Here is a 19,578-nt window from a genome sequence, read left to right as displayed (position 1 = left end):
GAAAGGCGCTCCTCGGAGCGCTTTTTTATTGTTTGAGAGAACGTATCGTAAGGACGCAAGGTGAGATGAGGGGGCTAAATGCTGAAGTTGTTTGTGTGGTGAATTTCGCTCCACTCTCGGTTAAACAGAAGACCCACCCTCACTGGCTGTAGAGGGTTGTTGTGCAACAAGTCGTATAACTAGCACTAACTCTCGCGTAATAAGCGCGAGTTTACGGACTTCTTATTAATTTTTTCTAGGCTGAATTTCACGAATGCCTAAAAGAATTTTTTCTTGATCATTGATATTGTCTTCAATGATATCTGCTACCTCATCGAATCTTATCAGCTTTACAGATACAACGCCTTGCTCGCCAGTCTTACCGGGTTTGCCGTCAATGCCGTCAGCACCGTCTACTCCATCCGGCCCATCTGACTTTTTATCACTTATACCTCCGAGCCCTGCGCAGCCGCTGCCGCCACGACCGCCTTTGCCGCCTTTGCCACCTTTGCCACCGACGCCAGCCCGCCCTCCAGAAGCACCATTTGCCATAGGCTGTGTCAGTAGGTTGTAAGATGTTAGAACTGTAATAGAACCTCCATTTCCTCCGTCTTCACCAGATTCACCATTTGTTCCTGCCGTACCATCTGTGCCTGGAGAACCGGAATGAGGAGAACGCCAACCACCACAGCAGCTACAAACACCATTGCGACCATTTTCACCGTCGCTGCCATTGACTCCATTCGAGCCATTTAACCCATCGTTGCCTGTGATCCCATTTGCTCGGATTAACACATCATCGATAAGAGCACTAATGATAAGTATTGAACCACCGTTCTTTGTGTTCGCTTCTTCTGCTGAAATTTTGCCACCGGATATCGTCGTACTAATAACGGAAATATCCTCCCCTACAATCTCTGCACCATTGATTAACGACACGCTATTTGCCACGAGCAAAGAGTTTGGTTCTGCTATTATAGAAACGCCGTCAATAACGATGTCATTCGCTTTTACAAATCCTTCAATCGATCCGACATTGCTACTATTGAATACGATGTTACGCGTATCTTTAGGTAATAAAAGCACTTCCTGATCAGGTACGGCCGGAAAAAATATCGGCCAAAGTCCAACTACCGCTGAAACGAAACCAACTATACCGGTGATTATGGCCAGTCCCTTTTTAGTAGATGCAAGCATGCTGCGCTCCTGATATTTGTAATGCCAAAGTTCATCGTTTATTTTTCGTCAACTGTATTTTGTCGAATCTTGTTCCCATTACATCGCCACCACCCATTTTGAGATTCTTTAACTTCTTCTAGGTCAAAAAAAGAAGATATTAAATGCTGCGATCAAATGCCTTTAGGTGATTGATACACTGCTATTAATGTATTATCCAACCTAACGAGACTTACAAAAATACTTATTTAAAAGTGGCAGGAAAAATATGCTGTCTACCCATACAGTCTTGAGAGGTATCCTTCTCATGATCCAGCTTCCTGCTGCCAAGCATCGCTAACTCTACGCGCACGCTCGCTACTACCTTCCTAAAACAGTACTCGCTCATATGAACCGGATCAAGGCTTAATCATCAACAGGTCTGAGCAAAGTAGGGCAGGGAGTCCCGCCTGCTTGCCTATCATCAGTGCCCGCATATTCTTTCTCCCAACACAATCCAGAATTCATCTTGGGTTTTTCCCCAAAACTCAGAGTTAACTTGTTGTTTTATATAGGGTAGAAAGTTCAGAATTAATGGGTTTTTTCAGTAAAAAATAAGACCTAACTGATTGAAATATATTGATTATTTTTGATTTTCAAATCGGTATATGGTCTGTACGGTGCATTAGTTTTAAGTGACGAATTTAATAAGTAGTTACCTGAAACCTTCTCTTAGCGTCGAGAAGTGCCAATATCCCTACAGAAAGGTCTACAGATGGTGGCGCAGCGGGCTGGCAACGCACTACCACTAAACGCAAACACAACAACCGTAACCACTGCGGTTCAGTGGGGTTGGAAACGCCATGCGCTGGTAAGTTCTTCTTGGTTTTTTGTGCCAAAGTGGCACAGGTTTGCGTCTTGCGTACTTTAACACCATAATGCCCATGTGACAGTTTGACACAACAGGAGATATAACTATGGCAACGCCTTTGCCCCGCATCACCGCTAGAGTTGATGTCGATACTCAAGACTTACTCACTAAGGCTGCGGCTCTCGCCGGAATGTCTAGTATTAACTCATTTGTTTTGAATGCAGCTATCGAAAAAGCACAACAAATCATTGAACGTGAGCAAGCTCTAAAGCTCAATCAAGCTGATGCCGTATTGCTGATGGAAGCTCTTGATAATCCAGCGGTAGTCAATGCGAAACTCAAATCGGCGTCAGAGCGTTATGAGAGTAAAGCCCAATGATGAATACGGTACTTATCGATAAAGATAAGCACGATAGGAACCGTTTCAATTGTGGCATCGAAGCTCTAAACAATTACTTAAAAGTAATGGCGAGTCAGCAAGCCAAGAAAGACAACACCAGAACTTTTGTTTTGGAAGATGATAATAACAGTGCTTATATTATCGGCTTCTACACACTGACGATGACACCAATTGACTTGACAGCATTGCCGGACAAATTACAAAAGAAACACCAATCGTCAACGTCAGGTGGTCTCATTGCTCGTTTAGCTGTCGATGAGAGATACAAAGGGAAGGGCTTTGGCGAGTGGCTGCTTATTGATGCGCTACGAAAGCTGCTGGCAGCCAGTGACAGCGTCGCGTTTCCTGTTGTTATCGTTGATGCCAAAGATGGCGCAAAACACTTCTATGAGCGCTATGGGTTTCAAGCGTTTCAAGATGTCGAAAACAAACTCTTCATCACCATCGCCGATATAAGAGCAAGCTTAAGCTAGTTATCCGCTAGTCTTTAGCTATAACGCCACAACACCGGAGAATTTTGAGCGTAGCGAAAAATTGCTCCGAGTGCTTGTGTTTGTTATGTTTCATTACAGCTTATCTACATTGATAAAGTTAATTAAGGTTGGTGTAACTGAATTGACTTCACACCATTTTCTCAAGCGTTGAGCGTTGTCAGAAACAGCGCATTTATCGCCATCTACTTCAACAAGGTGTAATGAGTTTCCAATAAATGTAATCCAGCCTGATGAGCCGATTGAAAATAAATTAGTTCCAAGCAACTGATCAATAAGATCTTTTCCTGTAAAGTTCCATTTATCCATATAAAAATTGAATGTATCCGAATCAGTTTGCACCCCTCCATATAGCCCAATTGTTTGAGCGACCTCCTTAACTACCATAGGAGCAATAACGGGTTCCCAGTCAACTTGACGTTCTATGCTCTTAAGCTCTGATTCCTTAATTTCTGTTGCTGAATATAACCAACCTTCTTCACCACTAGTGGGGTCAAAAACATACCGCCCTGACAAAAGGGCAACCATGACCTCTGCGTCCATATCATCCCCCCATGGCATGGAAACATCACAGAAAATTGATATCTTGGTCCATATTAGTTCGATTATAAGATGAACTATATTATCTCTGCTTGAGACTATTATTGGCCAATAACCATTTTCAAACCTTGGACTTTTGAAAGGCATCCCTGTTGCTTTGACAATCGAGTAGTTTTCACTCGAAATGAGGTTTGGCATGCTAGGGGTTCCAAACCCATGACCACGCTGCCTCTCTTCCAAGAAATCAAGAAACACATTTCTTAAACCAGATTCTGTCTTATATCCACCATATCCGTGTATTATCTTTACAGGAGCGTACGTATCTTGGACTAACGTATAAAATATAAGAGCATCTTCTTTTTTCATTTTATGTATGTCGGCATAACGATTAGGTTCTTCTAATCCTGTTATTTGCGCAAACGACTTAGCCGCGTACTCTATATTAGGCTCATAGCCATTTTCTAGTAATGCTTCAAAATGATGGGAATATGCTTTCGATATACCAGCTAGATGCTGATAAGCATCAATAAATGCTGCTTTATCCAAAGTCTTCTTAACTTCGAAGACCACTAAAATATCTTTAATGTGATATTCATACTTGTCAGTAAGACCTAATTGCTTCCCCCCTCCCATAACAAGCATTCGATCAATTTCACCAGAGCGATAGCCTTTATCGTCATAAATAAATCCACTCACAATGCTCAAACCTAGATTAGGGGGTAACATTCTACCCACTACATTTTCAGTTAGAGCCTCATACATCGCACCTAGCGTGGGGTTATGATTATACTGAAAATCGTTATATTTCTTGTCTTCAACCTCAATAAAATCTTGTAAGATTTCAGCTAGACTAGATACATTACTTTTCGGTTTTGACACAGATACCATATTTTTCATTTTAGTTTTCTTGAGTCTCATCCGCTTTGCACGAGAAACAACTCTTATAGTCTGAACACAGAATAGTTTTCTTCGCAGACTTCTGTAATTTATCTTTTGCATAAAGTCATAGCACCTAGCTCATATAACGCCTCAATCAGCTGCCGCTTCAGCGGTCTGCTGCATTGACTTGTTAGCAGAATCTTGAACGTCTACTGCCTCTCCTTCATAGATATCTTCTTCAGTTTCGATTTTTCTTTCTTCTTTCTCGATACGTGACCGTTCTTCTTCTAGCTTTTCTAACTCTTCTTTCTTCTGTTTAATACGGCCAGCCACAGCCTCTAGTTCCTCTCGTTTTCTAAACCAAAGAATATTTCCAGAGTCAATGGAGTCTTTTATAGTATGATAAAAAGCAATTCTTCCAGATAATCTTTCACCATTATTAATAGCTCTAAGTGTAATGGTTCCTCTATCTGTCTTTTCTCGATCTGTACTTTCGTATATCAATGGAAGAACTAGATTCCTGAAACTGCCACTCAACGAGTATTCATCTCCCTCATCACTACCTTTCACACAAGTTAGCGTTCCGGTAATTGCATGACCATGCCGCTTGAGAACGATGACGTCCTGCCTCAAATCAACCGAGGTTGGATACAGGCCAAACCACTTACCCTCGATCCTAACATCCTTATAAACACGCTCCTCAAACCAAGGAACAATGATTGAATGCCAAATAGCACGAAAAACCACCACAAAAAGTGTAACAACAAGGCCTGAGATCAGACCGGACACTAAATTTTCACTCATAACTTCACCTTGCTAGACTGCTAACGCCCACCATCAGCGGAGCGCGTCTTTGGCGCGTCCGCTGGATGGTTTTGTTAGCTTTGTTTTATGCATACTGGTGCTGACCACTTTTTTGATTCCAAATGACGCAAAAACTGAGACACCTTAAGCTTACACTCAGTTTCTAATTTTGCTCCTTCATAAGTTCCAGACTTGATGTTAACAAACATATGATCGTGTTTTTTTAGCAACTCAAGGAAAGAAGAAAATGAAATATAGTTTTTTGATTCATCTTTTGCTCCGCTTGGCCATGGCGCGAAATATGTTTCGTGGGATATTACGCTACCAGATTTAACTTGTACTGGATCAGCGTCTGATAGCTTTTTGACTTTGAAGATCCCTTTTTCATACGTTGAATCAACATATTCTTGGGCTACTAACATAAAGGTTTTATCACCAACCTTTATAATAGCCTCTTCATGTTTAGTAATATCATCATATCCAGGACTTCCTTTATTTAAATAAACCAAATTTGCAGAAATCCTTAAATATTCAACACCATCGGGATAAGCTTCAGACTTAAGCAATATTTGCTTTGGATTTTCTAGCACCACCTCAGGGCCTTTAATTAGGTTTATTGTTTGCGCAACAATACTGCCTATAGAAATAATAAAAGCTGCCAAAGCAAGTATATCTGTTTTACGTTCTACCTCAATTCCTAGGACTTTAATTGACATTTTAATGAGCTCATTTTTCCTGAAATTGAATTTTACGATGAAGTTCTTGCTCGCTAAATTTTCTCAGCTTATGCATTTCATTAACCGTCAAATCACCCTTATTTATAAATAGAGGTTTATTATTAGTTAGAGGCATCAAACTCCATGGCTTTGCATCAGGCTTATCTGGTGGTGGCATTGGTGGGAGCGGCATTGGATTATCTGGGGCAGGCATGTCTGTCTCACCAGATAGCACTGGATAAGGTAAGCCAATAAAGAAAAGCAACACTAATGAGTGAATCAATTTCATTTTACTCTCCATTTGTTTCTATTAAAGCTAACAGTCCGATTATGACGCCACAGGGCATCATAATAATTATTTAAATGCATTCGTTCCATTTTTCTGACTTTTCGGCTGGATTTTTAAGCCGTTGTTTCTAAAGGATTTAAACTAACCCCAGCAGCTTAATGAAAAATAGAGTGGCGAGCGTTAGCGTTTTTTGCTCGAAATTAGGCAAGAAAAGTAGACTGTTTATCCATACAGCTTTATGAGACGTGTGTACGCTCATGTGGTTCGGTTTCCTTACCTTCAAGCAACCTAACAGTGGCCGCGTTTTCGAGTAGAACAGTAGCGGCTTATATAGATCAGTTCAAGGTTTACGGCGGTGTTGTAGGTGTGGCACTTAAGAGGAGGGGAGTCACAAAATTTTAAACTTATGTTTGAAAGTATGGCGGGCTTGGTCTAGCTTTATATCAGTTTCATTGCTCAAACATCCCGTATCAAAGCGCTCTTTCGAGCGCTTTTCTTTTTCTAACCCATATTCCTGTTGCAGCAGTTGCTCTGGTTTTACAGCTCAGTGCTGTGCCAAACCAAGCAATTTGGGACAAATCACTTAGTTTAAGCTATTCAAATTAGTTGCTAGGGCGTGCTCGGCGGCGTCTTGGTGGGTTACCGCTCGGTGGTGTATTGCCGTTGGCTGCTCTGTTGGCCGGTTTGCGCCTTGGTTTGGCGCTAGCAGGCTTATGGCCGCGTGCGTTCTCGCCCGAGCGTTGGCCATCTTGGTGTTCTGCTTTTGCTTTGGGCTTTTTCGGCTTCTTGGGTTTCTTTGACTTTTTCAGGTATTTGGATTCTGGTAACGCATTAACGGGTGTAAAGCCCGGTTCTTCTTTGCGGTCTAGAATACGGCCGATCAGGGTTTCGATGGCGGTAAGCTGTTTAAACTCATCCGCGCATACCAAAGATACTGCTTGGCCGGTTGCGCCAGCGCGGCCTGTACGGCCAATACGATGGACGTAGTCCTCAGCAACATTCGGTAGATCAAAATTAACTACGTAGGGTAGTTGGTCGATATCGATACCACGCGCGGCGATGTCGGTTGCGACCAGCGCTTGAATCTTGCCGGCTTTAAAGTCCGCCAGCGCTTTGGTGCGGGCACCTTGGCTTTTGTTACCGTGGATGGCAGCTGCCGAGATGTCTTTGCCATCTAGCATACGCACGAGGCGGTTAGCGCCGTGTTTAGTGCGGCTAAATACCAGCACTTGGTGCCAGTTGTTATCTTTGATGAGGTGGGTAAGGAGCGCGGTTTTCTGCTTTTTATCCGCGGGATAAACCCATTGCTCAACTGTTTTAGCGGCGGCATTACGTGGCGTAACAGAGACCTCTGCAGGATTGTGCAAAATACCTTTGGCAAGATCTCTGATCTCGTCAGAGAAGGTTGCCGAAAACAGCAGGTTTTGGCGTTTTGCTGGCAGTAGCGCCAGAATCTTGCGGATATCATGGATAAAACCCATATCCAGCATACGGTCTGCTTCATCCAATACCAGCATCTCTAGCTGGCTAAATTTGATCGCATTTTGATTGTACAGATCTAATAAGCGGCCAGGCGTTGCTACTAAAATATCCACGCCTTTGCGCAGCGTCATCATCTGTGGGTTGATCTTTACTCCACCAAAAACAACAGCAGATGAGACGCGGGTATGCTTGCTGTAATCCTTAACGCTGGCTTCCACCTGCGCGGCTAACTCACGCGTGGGTGTCAGCACCAGTACGCGCACATGGTTGCTATGCGCTTTTTGCCCATGTAGGAGTTTTTCGATAATCGGCAGTGTGAATCCTGCGGTTTTACCGGTTCCGGTTTGGGCGGCTGCCATCAGGTCTGTTCCCTCAAGTACAAGAGGGATCGCTTGCGCCTGAATAGGCGATGGAGTTTGGTAGCCTTTTTCGGAAACGGCACGGACAATATCAGGTGATAGCCCAAGGCTGCTGAAGTCAGCGGAGGATTCTGGTTGCATATAGACGATTCGATAACTATTGAAGTAGTGGAAGGGCGTGTAGCATATACTAGGCGGGCGCGTTGGTATACGGGCAGAGGCAACTTACACAGGAATGAGTGTAACGCTTATGCGCACGCGTGAACTTTAAATTGCGTCTAACCGCGCTATCAAAGCCTCTGGTTAGGCTATCTATCGCTTTGCGCATGATTAGGGATGTCTTATGCAATGTATAAAAGTACTTTTTCTGTCACTCCTGTTGGTTTCACCCACAGTACAGGCAAACACAACTACACAAGAGCTTGCACACTGCATGGCCGACCATTTAAATGGCCCCGAACGCAGAGCGCTGGCAAGATGGGTTTTCTTTGCATTGGCAGCTCACCCAGAGATGCAGCCGTATACCCATATTAGCGCTCAAGATATCGAACGCAGCGATAAATACATAGGTGAACTCACCACTCGGCTATTTGTTGAAGACTGCCCAAACGCTATGAAAGCTGCGCTTGCTGCACAACCTACGGCACTGATCGACGCCTTTGGCTTGCTAGGGGGTATCGTGACACAAGAGCTGATGGCTGATAAAGCTGTCACTGACTATGTGGCCGGTTACTCGAAACACCTTAATGAAGAAAAGATTGTAAATATATTATCTAAACCATAAACAATATTTTATATAATTCGTGCTCTATTTTGGTTTTTATATTTTCTTGCTGCGATAAAATAATCTGGATGGATTTTTATTGATCTTTCTATTTTATTTTCATCACCTCAGTTCAGTCATTACTATTTTATTTAAACAATACCTAGGAAGGGTAAATACATGGAAGCAAAACTATTTTTCGCGCTAGCGGCTGCAACAGCCGTCTCTTTTAATGCTCATGCGAAAGATAACCACGCATCTGAGCAAATTGTTTCAGATGCCGTGATCGAACAGCAACGCGCTAACCTTGCAGCAAACACACAAGGTAAAGGGTTTGGCCCACAAGCACCGCGCGATATTGATGCTGTTGCCGGCGCCAATACGGTCTCTTTTGGTAGAGCGCCGGTTTACACACAGATGAACCTTTGTAATATCCATTTCCATAAAAACGCAGAGCATAGGGGAGGGGAGTTTACCCGCTATGCCGGTAATGGCGATGGTCACGGGTATCAGTCTGGTTACAAATACTCTGGGGCTTTAACGGCGCAGGAACTCGCACCCTTTGAGGGCGAGGTTTGCCCTAGCAAGCACGGTGGTCTTCATGCAGGTGATACGATTGAGGTGCACTATGTGCACTCTTCCGCACAGATAAAACCGGGCCCCACACTAGGTGCGTGCTTGAGTGATGCAATCAAAAACCCGCAATTGCGCGTTGAAACGCAAGTGTATGTTTTAGTTAACGATGCTGACGCCCTTGATTTTAAAGCTTTAACGCAACACGGTGAAAAGAACGGCTTCCAGCAAGCGTTGAATATTCCGAGCAATACGGGCAAGCCGATTCAGTATTCAGGTTCAACCACAGGGCCGAGTTACAACGAGAAGGGTTCGCCTTTCCAAGTAACATGGAGCGTGCGGCCTAAAGTTGCGAAAGTGAATATCGCAACCGTTGGCGAGTGGTGCAAAGGGAATGTCTTTAACGAAGACCACGCCCATGGCGTAAGAAACTTAGTTAAGAACCCTGATTTGATCTCTAAGATCGAGAAGTAGAGGGGTAGGCTCAAGAAACCAGCAGCCGGTAAAGGGCTGCTGGTTCGATGGTATTGATTGTTTGAAAACTCAGATTTTAAGAGGAGGTACAGCTCTTCCGGGCACTAGTGTTACCCTTGCACTGAGCATAGGGTTACTGTCCTCGCTTGTATCCCCGCACTTCTCACCAGCTACTTTGTTAAAGAGTACTAACTGAGCGCGCCCAAATGGAAATAGCACCGGTTCTCGTGACCCTTCATTACCCATATAAAAGGGGAACGTGATGGTAGAGTCTTCGGATGCAACTCCGTGCTTCTCATCTGACTCTTTTGAGCTTTTAGTTGATGATACGTATTGTTTGACCGCTCCATTTTCTACGAACTCAAGCGCTGCACAGTAATCAGCTGGAACATTCCATGACTCTGAGTTGCTTAAACACTCCTGCTCAGTCTCGTACTGAACATCAGAGCAAACGAAATAGTCTTGAGTATAGGTTATGGAAATACCATTTAAGCCAACACCGGCAGAGTCATCTTCTGATAGCTGAACGAGGTAGTCGTGCGGTTGAATCACGGCTCTAGTATCGTTTTCATAAACTACCGCGTTTGCTGGGGGAACATCATCCACGATCCCGTCTAGCCCATAGCTTTCGATCGTTCCAGCTGAAATATCGCCTTGCCATGTAAACCCCCAGCCATCACTCTGAGCAATGTCGGGCTGGATATAAGGGCCGCGCCAACCAATAACGCGTCCTAATCCGGCATGGAACGATGGCTTACAGGTTTGATTGCCTGCTTCCGATGGGTTGCAGTCATCCGGTTCATCAACAAGTTCGTCGAGGTTTAAGGGTAGGCGTCCCATATCATGAACGAACCCTGAGAGGTCTGGTTCACCATTTAGAGTTCTTGAGCTATCTCCAACTAGAGCATATTTGATCTTTTCTATACGCTTCTCGGTTGTTTTATATCGGGTTTGATTGGTTTCATTCACCATATAATCGGTCGCTAACGAGGTTATCAACCCTAAAAGGCCGACCACTACGATTAACTCCAACAGGGTAAAGCCGTATTGTTTTTGAGTGAGTTGCTTCATTAGTTCATCCTCAATACACGCACGACGTCGTCATTATCGCCATTATCAAAATTTCCATCAGGGCCAAAGCTCAGTAGAGCAATACAACCGCTTCCCGTCGTTGGGCAATCTGGGTAGTTATCGTTGGTAAAATTGGTGAAGTATTGATAGGGCTGTCCGGAGTACTCTTTTGGAATCCAGTTTCCATCACTATGAATCGCGAAACACTCATTCGAATCGCTGTAAGTGCGCTGAATTAGAAATGGGTCTTCCATAGCAGGGAAGCTATCTACAATCGCTACAGCAGGTAAATCACAATCGCTTACGCCACCGCTCTGAATATGCCATCGCTGCTTTGAATCGGTTGTTAAATAGGGGCCATTCCAACCCCGGCCTGCGTCGGTATTCCAAGGCAGTATTTCGTCGTTAGAAGCATTCAATGGTGAACTAAAGAGATAGCCCATATTGGCAGCATGAGGAGATGCAGCCGTCGCAAACAACCCCGTCTTCGGGAAATATCCTGTATCTCGGTGGAAACGGTAGATCGCATTGGCGATCGTTTTCATCTCTACCTCAACCAGTTCCGCGCGGGCTTTTTGGTCGTAACCGCCCACCACTGAGACTGAAATGGTAGCCATCGCCGCCAAAATAGAGACAACCACAAGCAGCTCTATAAGGGTGAAACCCCGTTGTTTACGCATCTTATAGCACCTCCGCTAATACAGGCTGAGCTTCATGGTGTGGTTCGGCATGGCCAGGGCTAGCGTGATAGTTTTCAACAAAGCCCAGCACCCGTTCTACTTCGTCGATATCAGTGATACCGGCTTTGACCTTGTTCAGCGCGCTGCGGCGCATATCCGCAGTCCCTTGCTGTACTAGGTAGTCGTCGATACTGGCATCGCTAGCGCCGCCAGCGATCATGCGCGAGAGGGTTTCATTAACCGGCATCACTTGGAAAACGCCGATACGGCCACTGTATCCGGTCTGATTACCGGCAGGGCGGGCGCGGTAGAGCACGAGGTTGTCGTCGATTTCGTCCTCACGGAAGCCCAGCGCTAATAAACGGCGTTTTGGTACAGCAATCTGTTCACGGGTGTTGGGATCAAGACGGCGCAGCAACCGCTGGCTAACGACCAACGTCACCGTTGAGGCGATATCGTAATTGGGCACCCCCATGTTCAGCAGGCGAGGGATCGCTTTAGGTGCGGTATTCGCATGTAGCGTGGAGAGCACCAAATGGCCCGTGTGTGCTGCTTTAATGGCTGTGTCGATGGTTTCGCGATCACGCATCTCACCCAACATAATGACATCAGGGTCTTGGCGCATGATGGTGCGGGAAGCTTCGGCAAAGGTGATGCGCTCACCAATACTGATCTGGTTAACACCGCTCAAATCGATCTCTACTGGATCTTCGACCGTGTAGATATTACGAGGCTGTTGGTTGATATGCTTGATCAGCGTATACAGGGTCACCGTTTTGCCACTGCCAGTTGGACCGGTGATCAGAATCATGCCCTGTAGTTGGTTTATCGCGCTTTTTAGCGGCACAATTTGCTCAGGTTCTAGCCCAAGTGTGTTGAGGTCGAGAATCTCTTCCGGTAGGTAAAGCAGACGTAGCACGATGGTCTCGCCGTGCATGGTGGGTAGTACTGAGCAGCGAAAATCGATGCCACGGGTGCCAGTAATCAGCATTTTGAAACGCCCACCTTGGGCGATGCGCTGCTCCGAAATATCAAGCCCCGCAATAACCTTCAAGCGCGCACATATCAAATGGCCGAAGCCTTTTGGCATCTCGGCGATCTCTTGCATCACGCCATCAATACGGAAGCGTACGCGAAAGCTCTCTTCATAGGGCTCGAAATGGATATCTGATGCGCCCGCTTCAATCGCGTTGAGCAGCGTTTTATTCAGATAAACCGGGACACTCGTATCGTTGTGAATGGCAACGGCGGAATCGCCCGTATCCAAGGTATTTTCAGAGACGGCAAAGGTCACGTCGTTGGCGTCTAACTTAATATCATTAACTGCAAGTTTCATAAGCTTTTTGGCCTCTTTATCCGGCTGATACGGCAAACATGGCGCGGAAGAATCCGATGTAAACAAACGCCACCATACCGCCAACCACAATGGTCATAACGGGCTGGATAGCGGCTGTCATCGCCTTAATGCGGGTTGCGGTGAGTTGTTGGTAGTACTTGCCAAGCTCGGTCATTACATGCTCAAGCTCGCCACTGCGCTCGCCAATACCGGTCATGTGTTGCACCATCACCGGAATAGGGCGCTGCTGTAAGCCAAAGGCTAAGCTGCGGCCAGCAAGAATATCGCTACCGGCTTTTTCGTAGCATTCGGCTAAGCGCATATTGCCGGTGATCGCTTTCATCACGCGCAGGGATTCCAGAACCGTTAGGCCGCTGCCCAATAACATCGACATAGTCCAACCCATCTGTGCCATGCCTGAAATGCGAATGCTCGATCCAATCAACGGTACGTTGAGCAGCAACCGGTCAATAACGGCTTTACCCGGGCGCGTGGTGTAAAACACGAGCGCTACGAAAATAACGCCAAGGAAGATGGAACCTGTCATTGCGCCGTAATCCACCATCCATGCCGATACATCAAGCATCGCTTGGCTAATGGCCGGTAGCTCTTGAGATTTGCCCTCAAGCATGGTGGCAAACTTAGGGATGATGTTAAGTGTTAGGCCTAAAAACACCCCCACTGACACCAAAACCAGCACGATAGGGTAGGCCAGGCTCGACATAAGCTGACGTTTTACAGCGGCACTGCGCTCAAGGTTGTCGGCAAGGCGCTCCAATGTGAGCTGTAGCTCGCCGGTCATCTCTGCAGACGCGATTAAACGGTTGGCCACGGGTGGAAACATGCGGCCCTGTGCTTCAACGGCAGCAGCAAAACTACTACCAGATTGAATGCGCACTAACATATCGATAATCGCGCGTTGTAAGGTACGTTTCTCGGTCATTTCGGAGCTGATCTCCAACCCTTGGGTGAGGGTATTGCCCGATCGGAGCATAAGAGCAAGCTGGCGAAAAAAGATCACTTTATCGCCAGCTTTGGGGCTGGTATAACGGCCTGGCTTTAACAACGAGAGCAGGGTCAGCAGCCAACGAAACGGATTGATCCCAAAGCCCGCGCGTTTTAGGCTGAGCACATAAACCGATTGCCCACGCAATTTTGCGCTGGCTTCGTTTTGGCTCTCGGCTTCAATCGAGCCTTTAATCTCGCGGCCTTGCTGGTCGAGCGCTTTGTACTTAAAGGTTGCCATAAAGGTAAAACTCCTTTGTGGTAATACAATTAATAGTGCGAATGATTATCGATAATTAATAATTTTCTTCAGATAGGTCGCCACAGTACCGCTATGGCGTTAAGGCTCTCCTCTGTAAAGCAGTAGGGCTTCTTTTAGGGTGGTGGTGCCATCAAGCACTTTGCTACGGGCATCGTCCCAAAGGGTATCGAGTAGCCCCGCATCCTTGGCGTAGGTGTGCATCGCATCATCGGAAGACTCTTCGTGAATCATTCGTTCCAGCGGTTTGTCGATCCATAGGGTCTCATATATACCCACGCGTCCGCTGAAGCCGGTGCCTGAACATCGCGAACATCCCGCGCCACGATAGAGCGTAACGGGTCCATCTTGCTTAAGATAAGCACGCTCATTGTCGTCTGCTTGATAACTCTCTTTGCATTGCGGGCAGATGCGGCGTAGCAGGCGCTGCGCTAGCACACCCACTAAGGTGCTGGCGATAAGGTAAGCGGGGCAACCTATATCCACCAATCGGCTGATTGCTGACACCGCGTTGTTGGTGTGCAGCGTTGAGAGCACCATATGGCCAGTCATCGCCGCACGTACCGCGGTTTCTGCGGTCTCTTGGTCACGGATTTCACCCACAAGCATGACATCAGGGTCATGGCGAAGAAACGAACGTAACGCTTTGGCAAAGCTGACTTTTTCGGTCACTTGAACCTGTGAAATGCCATCAACCACCTGCTCGATAGGATCCTCTGCGGTCATGATATTGACCTCAGCGGCGTTTAGCTCCCGCAGTGATGCATACAGCGTTGTACTTTTACCACTGCCGGTGGGGCCGGTTACCAAGACAATGCCGTAGGGCTTGTGAATGGCCTCTAGCATCGGTTTGAGCAAATGCTCTGGCATACCCAGCTGGCCAAGGGATAGATCCCCGGTGCTTTGCCCCAAAATACGCATAGTGGCACGTTCACCAAACTTGGTAGGAATGGTCGCAACACGGATCTCAACTTCGTCTATCTCCGGCCAATCTTCAATTTTGTAAGCGAAACCGCCATCCTGAGCCATAAATTGTTCCGCGATATCCATACCCGCCAATACTTTCACTCGGCTCATCAACGAGTCGGCGAGTGTTTTGCTGATAGGGCGGTCATAAACCTGCAGTTTCCCATCAACACGCATACGCAGCTGCATGCCAGTCTCGAGAGATTCAAAGTGCAGGTCGGTTGCTTGTAACAGGTACGCCGCTTTCATAATGTCGTTAAAGATGGAGATGGCGTTGAGGTTTTCTTCGTAGATTTGAAAGTGTGCCCGCAGCACTGCCTCAATCATCAACGGGTTTGCCACAGCAGCCGTGACCGGCTGATTCAGCGCCCTACGTACGGTTTCAACAGCAACGCGATCCTCAGGGTCAGCCACTAAGACAATGGTTTCGCCTTGGTACTGCGCAGGTACAAACAAACGGCGCAGCAGTACTTGGCTGTTAAACGCGTTAATCAGCGCACTGTTAAACTGCACATCATTACGTTCAACGTAAGGTGCGCCTTTGCTTTCAGCCAGAGCATGGTAAAACGCCGTTATCGGGAAGCGGTTCTCTCGGCAGATCAGCTCCAACAGTGGGATGTTCTGGCGTCGGGATTTCGATTTGTACTCCGGCAGCTGCTGCTGCTCAAACAAACCTGCATGCATCCCGGCATTGATCAGAGCGCTCTCTTGTACCGCCATATCAACCCGCTCCGCGTACTAATCGATCAAAGCTGGTTGCATCGCGACACATGCCTCGCGCGACCTCTAAGCCAACGCGCTTCTGGCGCACGAGTTTTGCTAGGGCTTGATCTAGCGTTTGCATCCCTTGGCGGGTGGAGCTTTCCATTACCGAGTAGATCTGTTTGGATTTGCTCGTTTCAATCAGGTTTGCTACAGCGGTTGTCACCATCAAAATTTCGGCGACGGCAGCGCGCCCCTTACCATCGATAGTAGGCACGAGATTTTGTGCGATAACGGCTTTTAGCGCGTGCGCAATTCGCTGGCGTGCCACCGATTGTTCGTTGCCGGGAAAGCTGCCAATTAAGCGCTCTACAACACCAACAGCATCGTTGGTGTGCAGCGTAGAGAACACCAAGTGCCCCGTTTCAGCGGCGGTAATCGCGGTTCGCATGGTATCGAGATCACGCATTTCACCCACCATGATGACATCCGGGTCTTCCCGAAGTGCGGCTTTTACAGCGCTGGAAAAATCGGGCACGTCGGTATAAAGCTCGCGCTGGTGCACAATCGATTTGATATTGGCGTGCACAAACTCCACTGGGTCTTCCACGGTAAGAATATGCTTGTCTTGCGTCTCGTTGATGTCATTCAAGATAGCTGTCAGCGTGGTGCTTTTCCCAGAACCTGTGGCACCACATACCAGTACAAGGCCACTTTTCAGTTCGGTGAGGTAGCTAATTTGGGGCGGCAGGCCCAGTTCTTTGGTGGTTTTTAAACCGCCATCCAGATAACGAATCGCGAGGGCGCAGTGGCCCATTTCACGATAAACATTCACTCGAAAACGAAACCCTTTCTCGGTAGAGAAGCCCATATCCAGAGTCATATGTTCAGCAAAGTAGCTTTTGTGCAGATCGTTCATCAGGCTTTCTGCCATCTCCTGCACTTGCTGCGGAGCGTAAACTATGTCGCCGACGCGCTGGATCTTGCCGTGAATCCGGTAGGCAGCAGGAAGATGTGCCGATACATGTAGGTCAGAGGCTTCTAACTCAACACATTGGTTCATCAGCTCTCGAATTTGGTTATGTGCGTCCAAAACAGCTCCTTGAGGTTACATCTGCAACGTAAATTCGATGACAAGTCGGTTATCGCTCTCATCTTCGCTTTTCGCAATCTTTAGCTGGTCAACAAAACCTTGGTAGGGCAGGGTCGCCAAGCCATCGATAAAGCTGACAAAACTGTAGTAATCGGTGCGGCTAGTGATCTGGAAATAGGGTCGTTTATCAAATAGGCCACGCAACGCTGCACCGGAAAGCTGCTCTGGCATGGCCCGAAGCTCTGACTGATGTGTGACAAATGAGGTGATCTCGACATTGTTAGCACTGGCAAGGCGCGATATGGCCAGTTTGGTATCTTCACGTGGTTCCGGTGAATCTAGCGGCAGGATTCTCTCGGTTAGCTCGATCAGCTTCATCTCTGCGCTGATAAGCTGCTGTTGTGAATCTCCAAATGCTTTGGGCGTGATCGAGGTATCAAAATCAGGCTCTTTATAGTCGCCGATCCGGGTTTCGATACGGTTCTCTTTGCGGTTTGCGAGCTTCTCGGCATTGAACATCTTCTCCCACATATACGCGCCTGCAAGGGCATAGCTGGTAAATGCAGTTAATACCACTAAGATCACCATTTGCTTCCGCTCTTTCGCCGGTAAGCTTTGAAAACATTTAATCAGCGGGCGGAACATTAGGGCTCTCCATTTTGGAGCGAAGTGATTAGCTCAAGGGCAAGATCAGGCTGGTAATCAAGATCAATCACAATGGTTTGAAAGCCGTGTTCTTGATCTTCAAACTCACCTGAGTCCACCACTTGATAGTTCAGTGGCTTGATAAAACGTCCGAGCGTATTTACGTACTCACGAGCGGCGTTGTTATCACTGGCGATCGCCTTAACTTGGTAGCGGTCTGCCTGCTTTTCGATATTGGTCAGTGCAATATCCATGGTGACGCCCAAAGTAATGGCTTTGAGTAGCGGCGCTGTAGAACCAACACGATAGCTACGATTGCGCTGTACACGGGCGCTGAGCGCTTGTGTAAGCTCTATCTCACGGGCGATATCAGCGATGCTTGCCTTGAGCTGTAAATTCTCCTGATACAGAGATTGCAGCCGTTTCTTAACCTTCATCTCTGAATCAAATTTGCGCTCTAGCTCTGCGAGACGCTGGGTTTGCACATCAGTATTCCAATGCATCCACCCCATAAAGCCCGATGCCGCGCAAAACAGCACAACACCGGCAGCGATACCGATATTCTTTGGTTTAGTGAGCTTTTTCCACGCAGGTTCTTGGCTCTCACGGGCGTTAATCCATGTGAGACGCGCATCAGGAATGTGCTTTAAATAGTGATTTACCGCGCCCTGAATACCCAACAGCGCATCTTTGTGCACGCCACCGGGCAGCGGCATATCACCTGCGGGGGCGGAAAACAGTTGTACATCGATATCAAGAGCATCCACTAGGTCCTGCATCAAGCCCTTGAGATGCGCATTGCAGTTAGAGGTAAGGTAGAGGCGTTGTACTCCCTCTGGAACGGTGCCGATCAGGTCAAGGCAGGCATCTAAGCTGACAGGGCCGGGCGCTCGTTCGGCAATGGCAATTTCATTAATGGTATTGGGCGTACCACTGATAAAAGCTAACTGCTCTTGATGTACCTCAAGCAGCGCTTGGTGCTCCTGATCGCAATAGTGCCAAAGGTTGGCAAAGGCACTACCTAATGAGGAGTAGAAGGCTTCGATATGGATGCCATTAAGATTAAAAGCACCGATCCAACGCCGACGCACTGTTTTACTCATACCGCAAACGAGCCAAGGGTGGCTGCTGTCTGAATCATCTTCGCGGCTGAGTAGAATTTCATCACTTGGCCCGTCGCGCTCAAGCTCACTCGCTTGCCAGCCGTATACAAGGTCATCATCCACGGCAACCAGTTTGCCTTGCAGCGTAAAACACTCCTCAAGTTGGTCGCGGTTAATAAAGTTGAGCTGGACTGCTAAATCACCAAAGCGTACCAGCGACTGTGGGCCGCCTTGCGCTTGTCGAATTTGCAACTCATCGAGTACTTCATCGCGCTGCTCGGGGGTTAGGTAACCACGCTCGATCAGCATTGAACCGATCATCCAGTGTTTGTTTTGCTGCGTGACCGCACCTTCCAATTCCCAACGAATAAGGTCTTGCATCTCCTCATCTTCACGAGGGCGCAGTGGACTAACTGGCAGGTTGATCTGGGCGGAGATGACCGAAGGCGTTAACAATATTGCGCGCTTGGGAAGCCGCTTGGAGGTACGCTTTAGCTCGATCAAGATTTCGGCAATGGCGCGGGTAAAGTCTACAGTGCGGGATTCCGCCACATGGGCAATCACCGCTTTGTTTTTACTATTTTTAACCAAGGCACCGCGCAGACCAAAGCTGCCAGCTTGAAAAGCGAGGAGGGAGTAGTGCTCGCCAAAAAGTGCACTAAAGCTCGGTAGGTTGAGTTTGCGCTTGAGCTTAATATTGGCTGCGGCTAGCTCGGGGTCAAAGTGTTCCTGTTGAACATCTTCGGCACTGGAGTCAGGCTGCTCTTGCTTAGCACTAGCGTTACTGGGTGTGCGTGTTGCGTTAAAAGGGTTTTCAAACTCCGGCTCGTCATCGAACGGGCTGAAACCCTCTGGAAACTGATCTTTTGGTGTGTCCGCTTTTTTTGATAATCGTGACAGTATGCCCATCTCTCTGCTCTCTGTTACAGCTTTGGTTTCAAAC

General features: G+C 47.2%; 18 protein-coding genes. 4 read left to right on the top strand and 14 right to left on the bottom strand.

What is annotated here, in order from left to right; genetic code table 11:
* Positions 1-225 precede the first annotated feature (225 nt).
* On the bottom strand, positions 226-1,176 hold the full coding sequence (locus E4L36_RS00915) for a hypothetical protein (RefSeq protein WP_136678603.1): 951 nt from the start codon (positions 1,174-1,176) through the stop codon (positions 226-228).
* 935 nt (positions 1,177-2,111) lie between these two features.
* Here E4L36_RS00915 and E4L36_RS00910 point away from each other — a divergent pair.
* Both E4L36_RS00910 and E4L36_RS00905 read left to right on the top strand, forming a co-directional pair.
* Positions 2,112-2,384, top strand: a complete 273-nt coding sequence (locus E4L36_RS00910) for a DUF1778 domain-containing protein (RefSeq protein ID WP_136678602.1) — start codon at positions 2,112-2,114, stop codon at positions 2,382-2,384.
* Entirely contained in the window at positions 2,381-2,878 is a 498-nt protein-coding gene (locus E4L36_RS00905) for a GNAT family N-acetyltransferase (RefSeq protein ID WP_136678601.1), read from the top strand. The genes E4L36_RS00910 and E4L36_RS00905 overlap by 4 nt, the downstream gene beginning before the upstream one ends.
* Before the next feature lie 93 nt (positions 2,879-2,971).
* Here the strand turns inward: E4L36_RS00905 and E4L36_RS00900 are convergent, their stop codons facing one another.
* From E4L36_RS00900 to E4L36_RS00880, 5 genes are all read right to left on the bottom strand, one after another.
* Complete coding sequence (locus E4L36_RS00900) at positions 2,972-4,333, bottom strand: DUF6602 domain-containing protein (protein WP_136678600.1); 1,362 nt, start codon at positions 4,331-4,333, stop codon at positions 2,972-2,974.
* A gap of 132 nt (positions 4,334-4,465) precedes the next feature.
* On the bottom strand, positions 4,466-5,119 hold the full coding sequence (locus E4L36_RS00895) for a hypothetical protein (RefSeq protein ID WP_136678599.1): 654 nt from the start codon (positions 5,117-5,119) through the stop codon (positions 4,466-4,468).
* Positions 5,120-5,193: 74 nt separating this feature from the next.
* A complete protein-coding gene (locus E4L36_RS00890; RefSeq protein ID WP_136678598.1) occupies positions 5,194-5,835 on the bottom strand; it encodes a hypothetical protein in 642 nt (213 codons plus the stop codon).
* 10 nt (positions 5,836-5,845) lie between these two features.
* Positions 5,846-6,124, bottom strand: coding sequence for a hypothetical protein (locus tag E4L36_RS00885; RefSeq protein ID WP_136678597.1), 279 nt, complete (start codon positions 6,122-6,124; stop codon positions 5,846-5,848).
* Positions 6,125-6,726: 602 nt separating this feature from the next.
* Positions 6,727-8,106, bottom strand: coding sequence for a DEAD/DEAH box helicase (locus E4L36_RS00880; RefSeq protein ID WP_136678596.1), 1,380 nt, complete (start codon positions 8,104-8,106; stop codon positions 6,727-6,729).
* A gap of 202 nt (positions 8,107-8,308) precedes the next feature.
* On the opposite strand from E4L36_RS00880, the gene E4L36_RS00875 reads away from it, so the two are divergent.
* Both E4L36_RS00875 and E4L36_RS00870 read left to right on the top strand, forming a co-directional pair.
* A complete protein-coding gene (locus tag E4L36_RS00875; protein WP_206064472.1) occupies positions 8,309-8,749 on the top strand; it encodes a hypothetical protein in 441 nt (146 codons plus the stop codon).
* A 159-nt stretch (positions 8,750-8,908) separates the two neighbouring features.
* Positions 8,909-9,775, top strand: a complete 867-nt coding sequence (locus tag E4L36_RS00870; RefSeq protein WP_136678594.1) for a delta-class carbonic anhydrase — start codon at positions 8,909-8,911, stop codon at positions 9,773-9,775.
* A 69-nt stretch (positions 9,776-9,844) separates the two neighbouring features.
* Here the strand turns inward: E4L36_RS00870 and E4L36_RS00865 are convergent, their stop codons facing one another.
* The 8 genes from E4L36_RS00865 to E4L36_RS00830 form a co-directional block, all read right to left on the bottom strand.
* Entirely contained in the window at positions 9,845-10,846 is a 1,002-nt protein-coding gene (locus E4L36_RS00865) for a prepilin-type N-terminal cleavage/methylation domain-containing protein (protein WP_136678593.1), read from the bottom strand.
* Positions 10,846-11,526 carry a type II secretion system protein gene (locus E4L36_RS00860; RefSeq protein ID WP_136678592.1) on the bottom strand — a complete coding sequence of 227 codons (681 nt, stop codon included), beginning with the start codon at positions 11,524-11,526 and terminating at the stop codon, positions 10,846-10,848. The genes E4L36_RS00865 and E4L36_RS00860 overlap by 1 nt, the downstream gene beginning before the upstream one ends.
* Before the next feature lies 1 nt (position 11,527).
* Positions 11,528-12,862, bottom strand: a complete 1,335-nt coding sequence (locus tag E4L36_RS00855; RefSeq protein WP_136678591.1) for an ATPase, T2SS/T4P/T4SS family — start codon at positions 12,860-12,862, stop codon at positions 11,528-11,530.
* A gap of 16 nt (positions 12,863-12,878) precedes the next feature.
* Entirely contained in the window at positions 12,879-14,108 is a 1,230-nt protein-coding gene (locus E4L36_RS00850; RefSeq protein ID WP_136678590.1) for a type II secretion system F family protein, read from the bottom strand.
* A gap of 99 nt (positions 14,109-14,207) precedes the next feature.
* Positions 14,208-15,812, bottom strand: coding sequence for a type II/IV secretion system protein (locus E4L36_RS00845; protein ID WP_136678589.1), 1,605 nt, complete (start codon positions 15,810-15,812; stop codon positions 14,208-14,210).
* A gap of 1 nt (position 15,813) precedes the next feature.
* Positions 15,814-16,887: a PilT/PilU family type 4a pilus ATPase gene (locus E4L36_RS00840; protein WP_206064471.1), complete on the bottom strand. Its 1,074-nt coding sequence runs from the start codon at positions 16,885-16,887 to the stop codon at positions 15,814-15,816.
* 15 nt (positions 16,888-16,902) lie between these two features.
* Positions 16,903-17,532, bottom strand: coding sequence for a hypothetical protein (locus tag E4L36_RS00835; protein WP_136678588.1), 630 nt, complete (start codon positions 17,530-17,532; stop codon positions 16,903-16,905).
* Positions 17,532-19,544, bottom strand: coding sequence for a hypothetical protein (locus E4L36_RS00830; protein WP_136678587.1), 2,013 nt, complete (start codon positions 19,542-19,544; stop codon positions 17,532-17,534). Before E4L36_RS00830 ends, E4L36_RS00835 begins: the two co-directional genes overlap by 1 nt.
* Between the last annotated feature and the right edge of the window lie 34 nt (positions 19,545-19,578).

The sequence above is a fragment of the Neptunomonas sp. XY-337 genome, assembly GCF_004959845.1.
GTDB lineage: Bacteria > Pseudomonadota > Gammaproteobacteria > Pseudomonadales > Balneatricaceae > Neptunomonas > Neptunomonas marina.
Note: the sequence above shows the minus strand (reverse complement) of the source record. Positions and strands in the feature narration are given on the sequence as shown.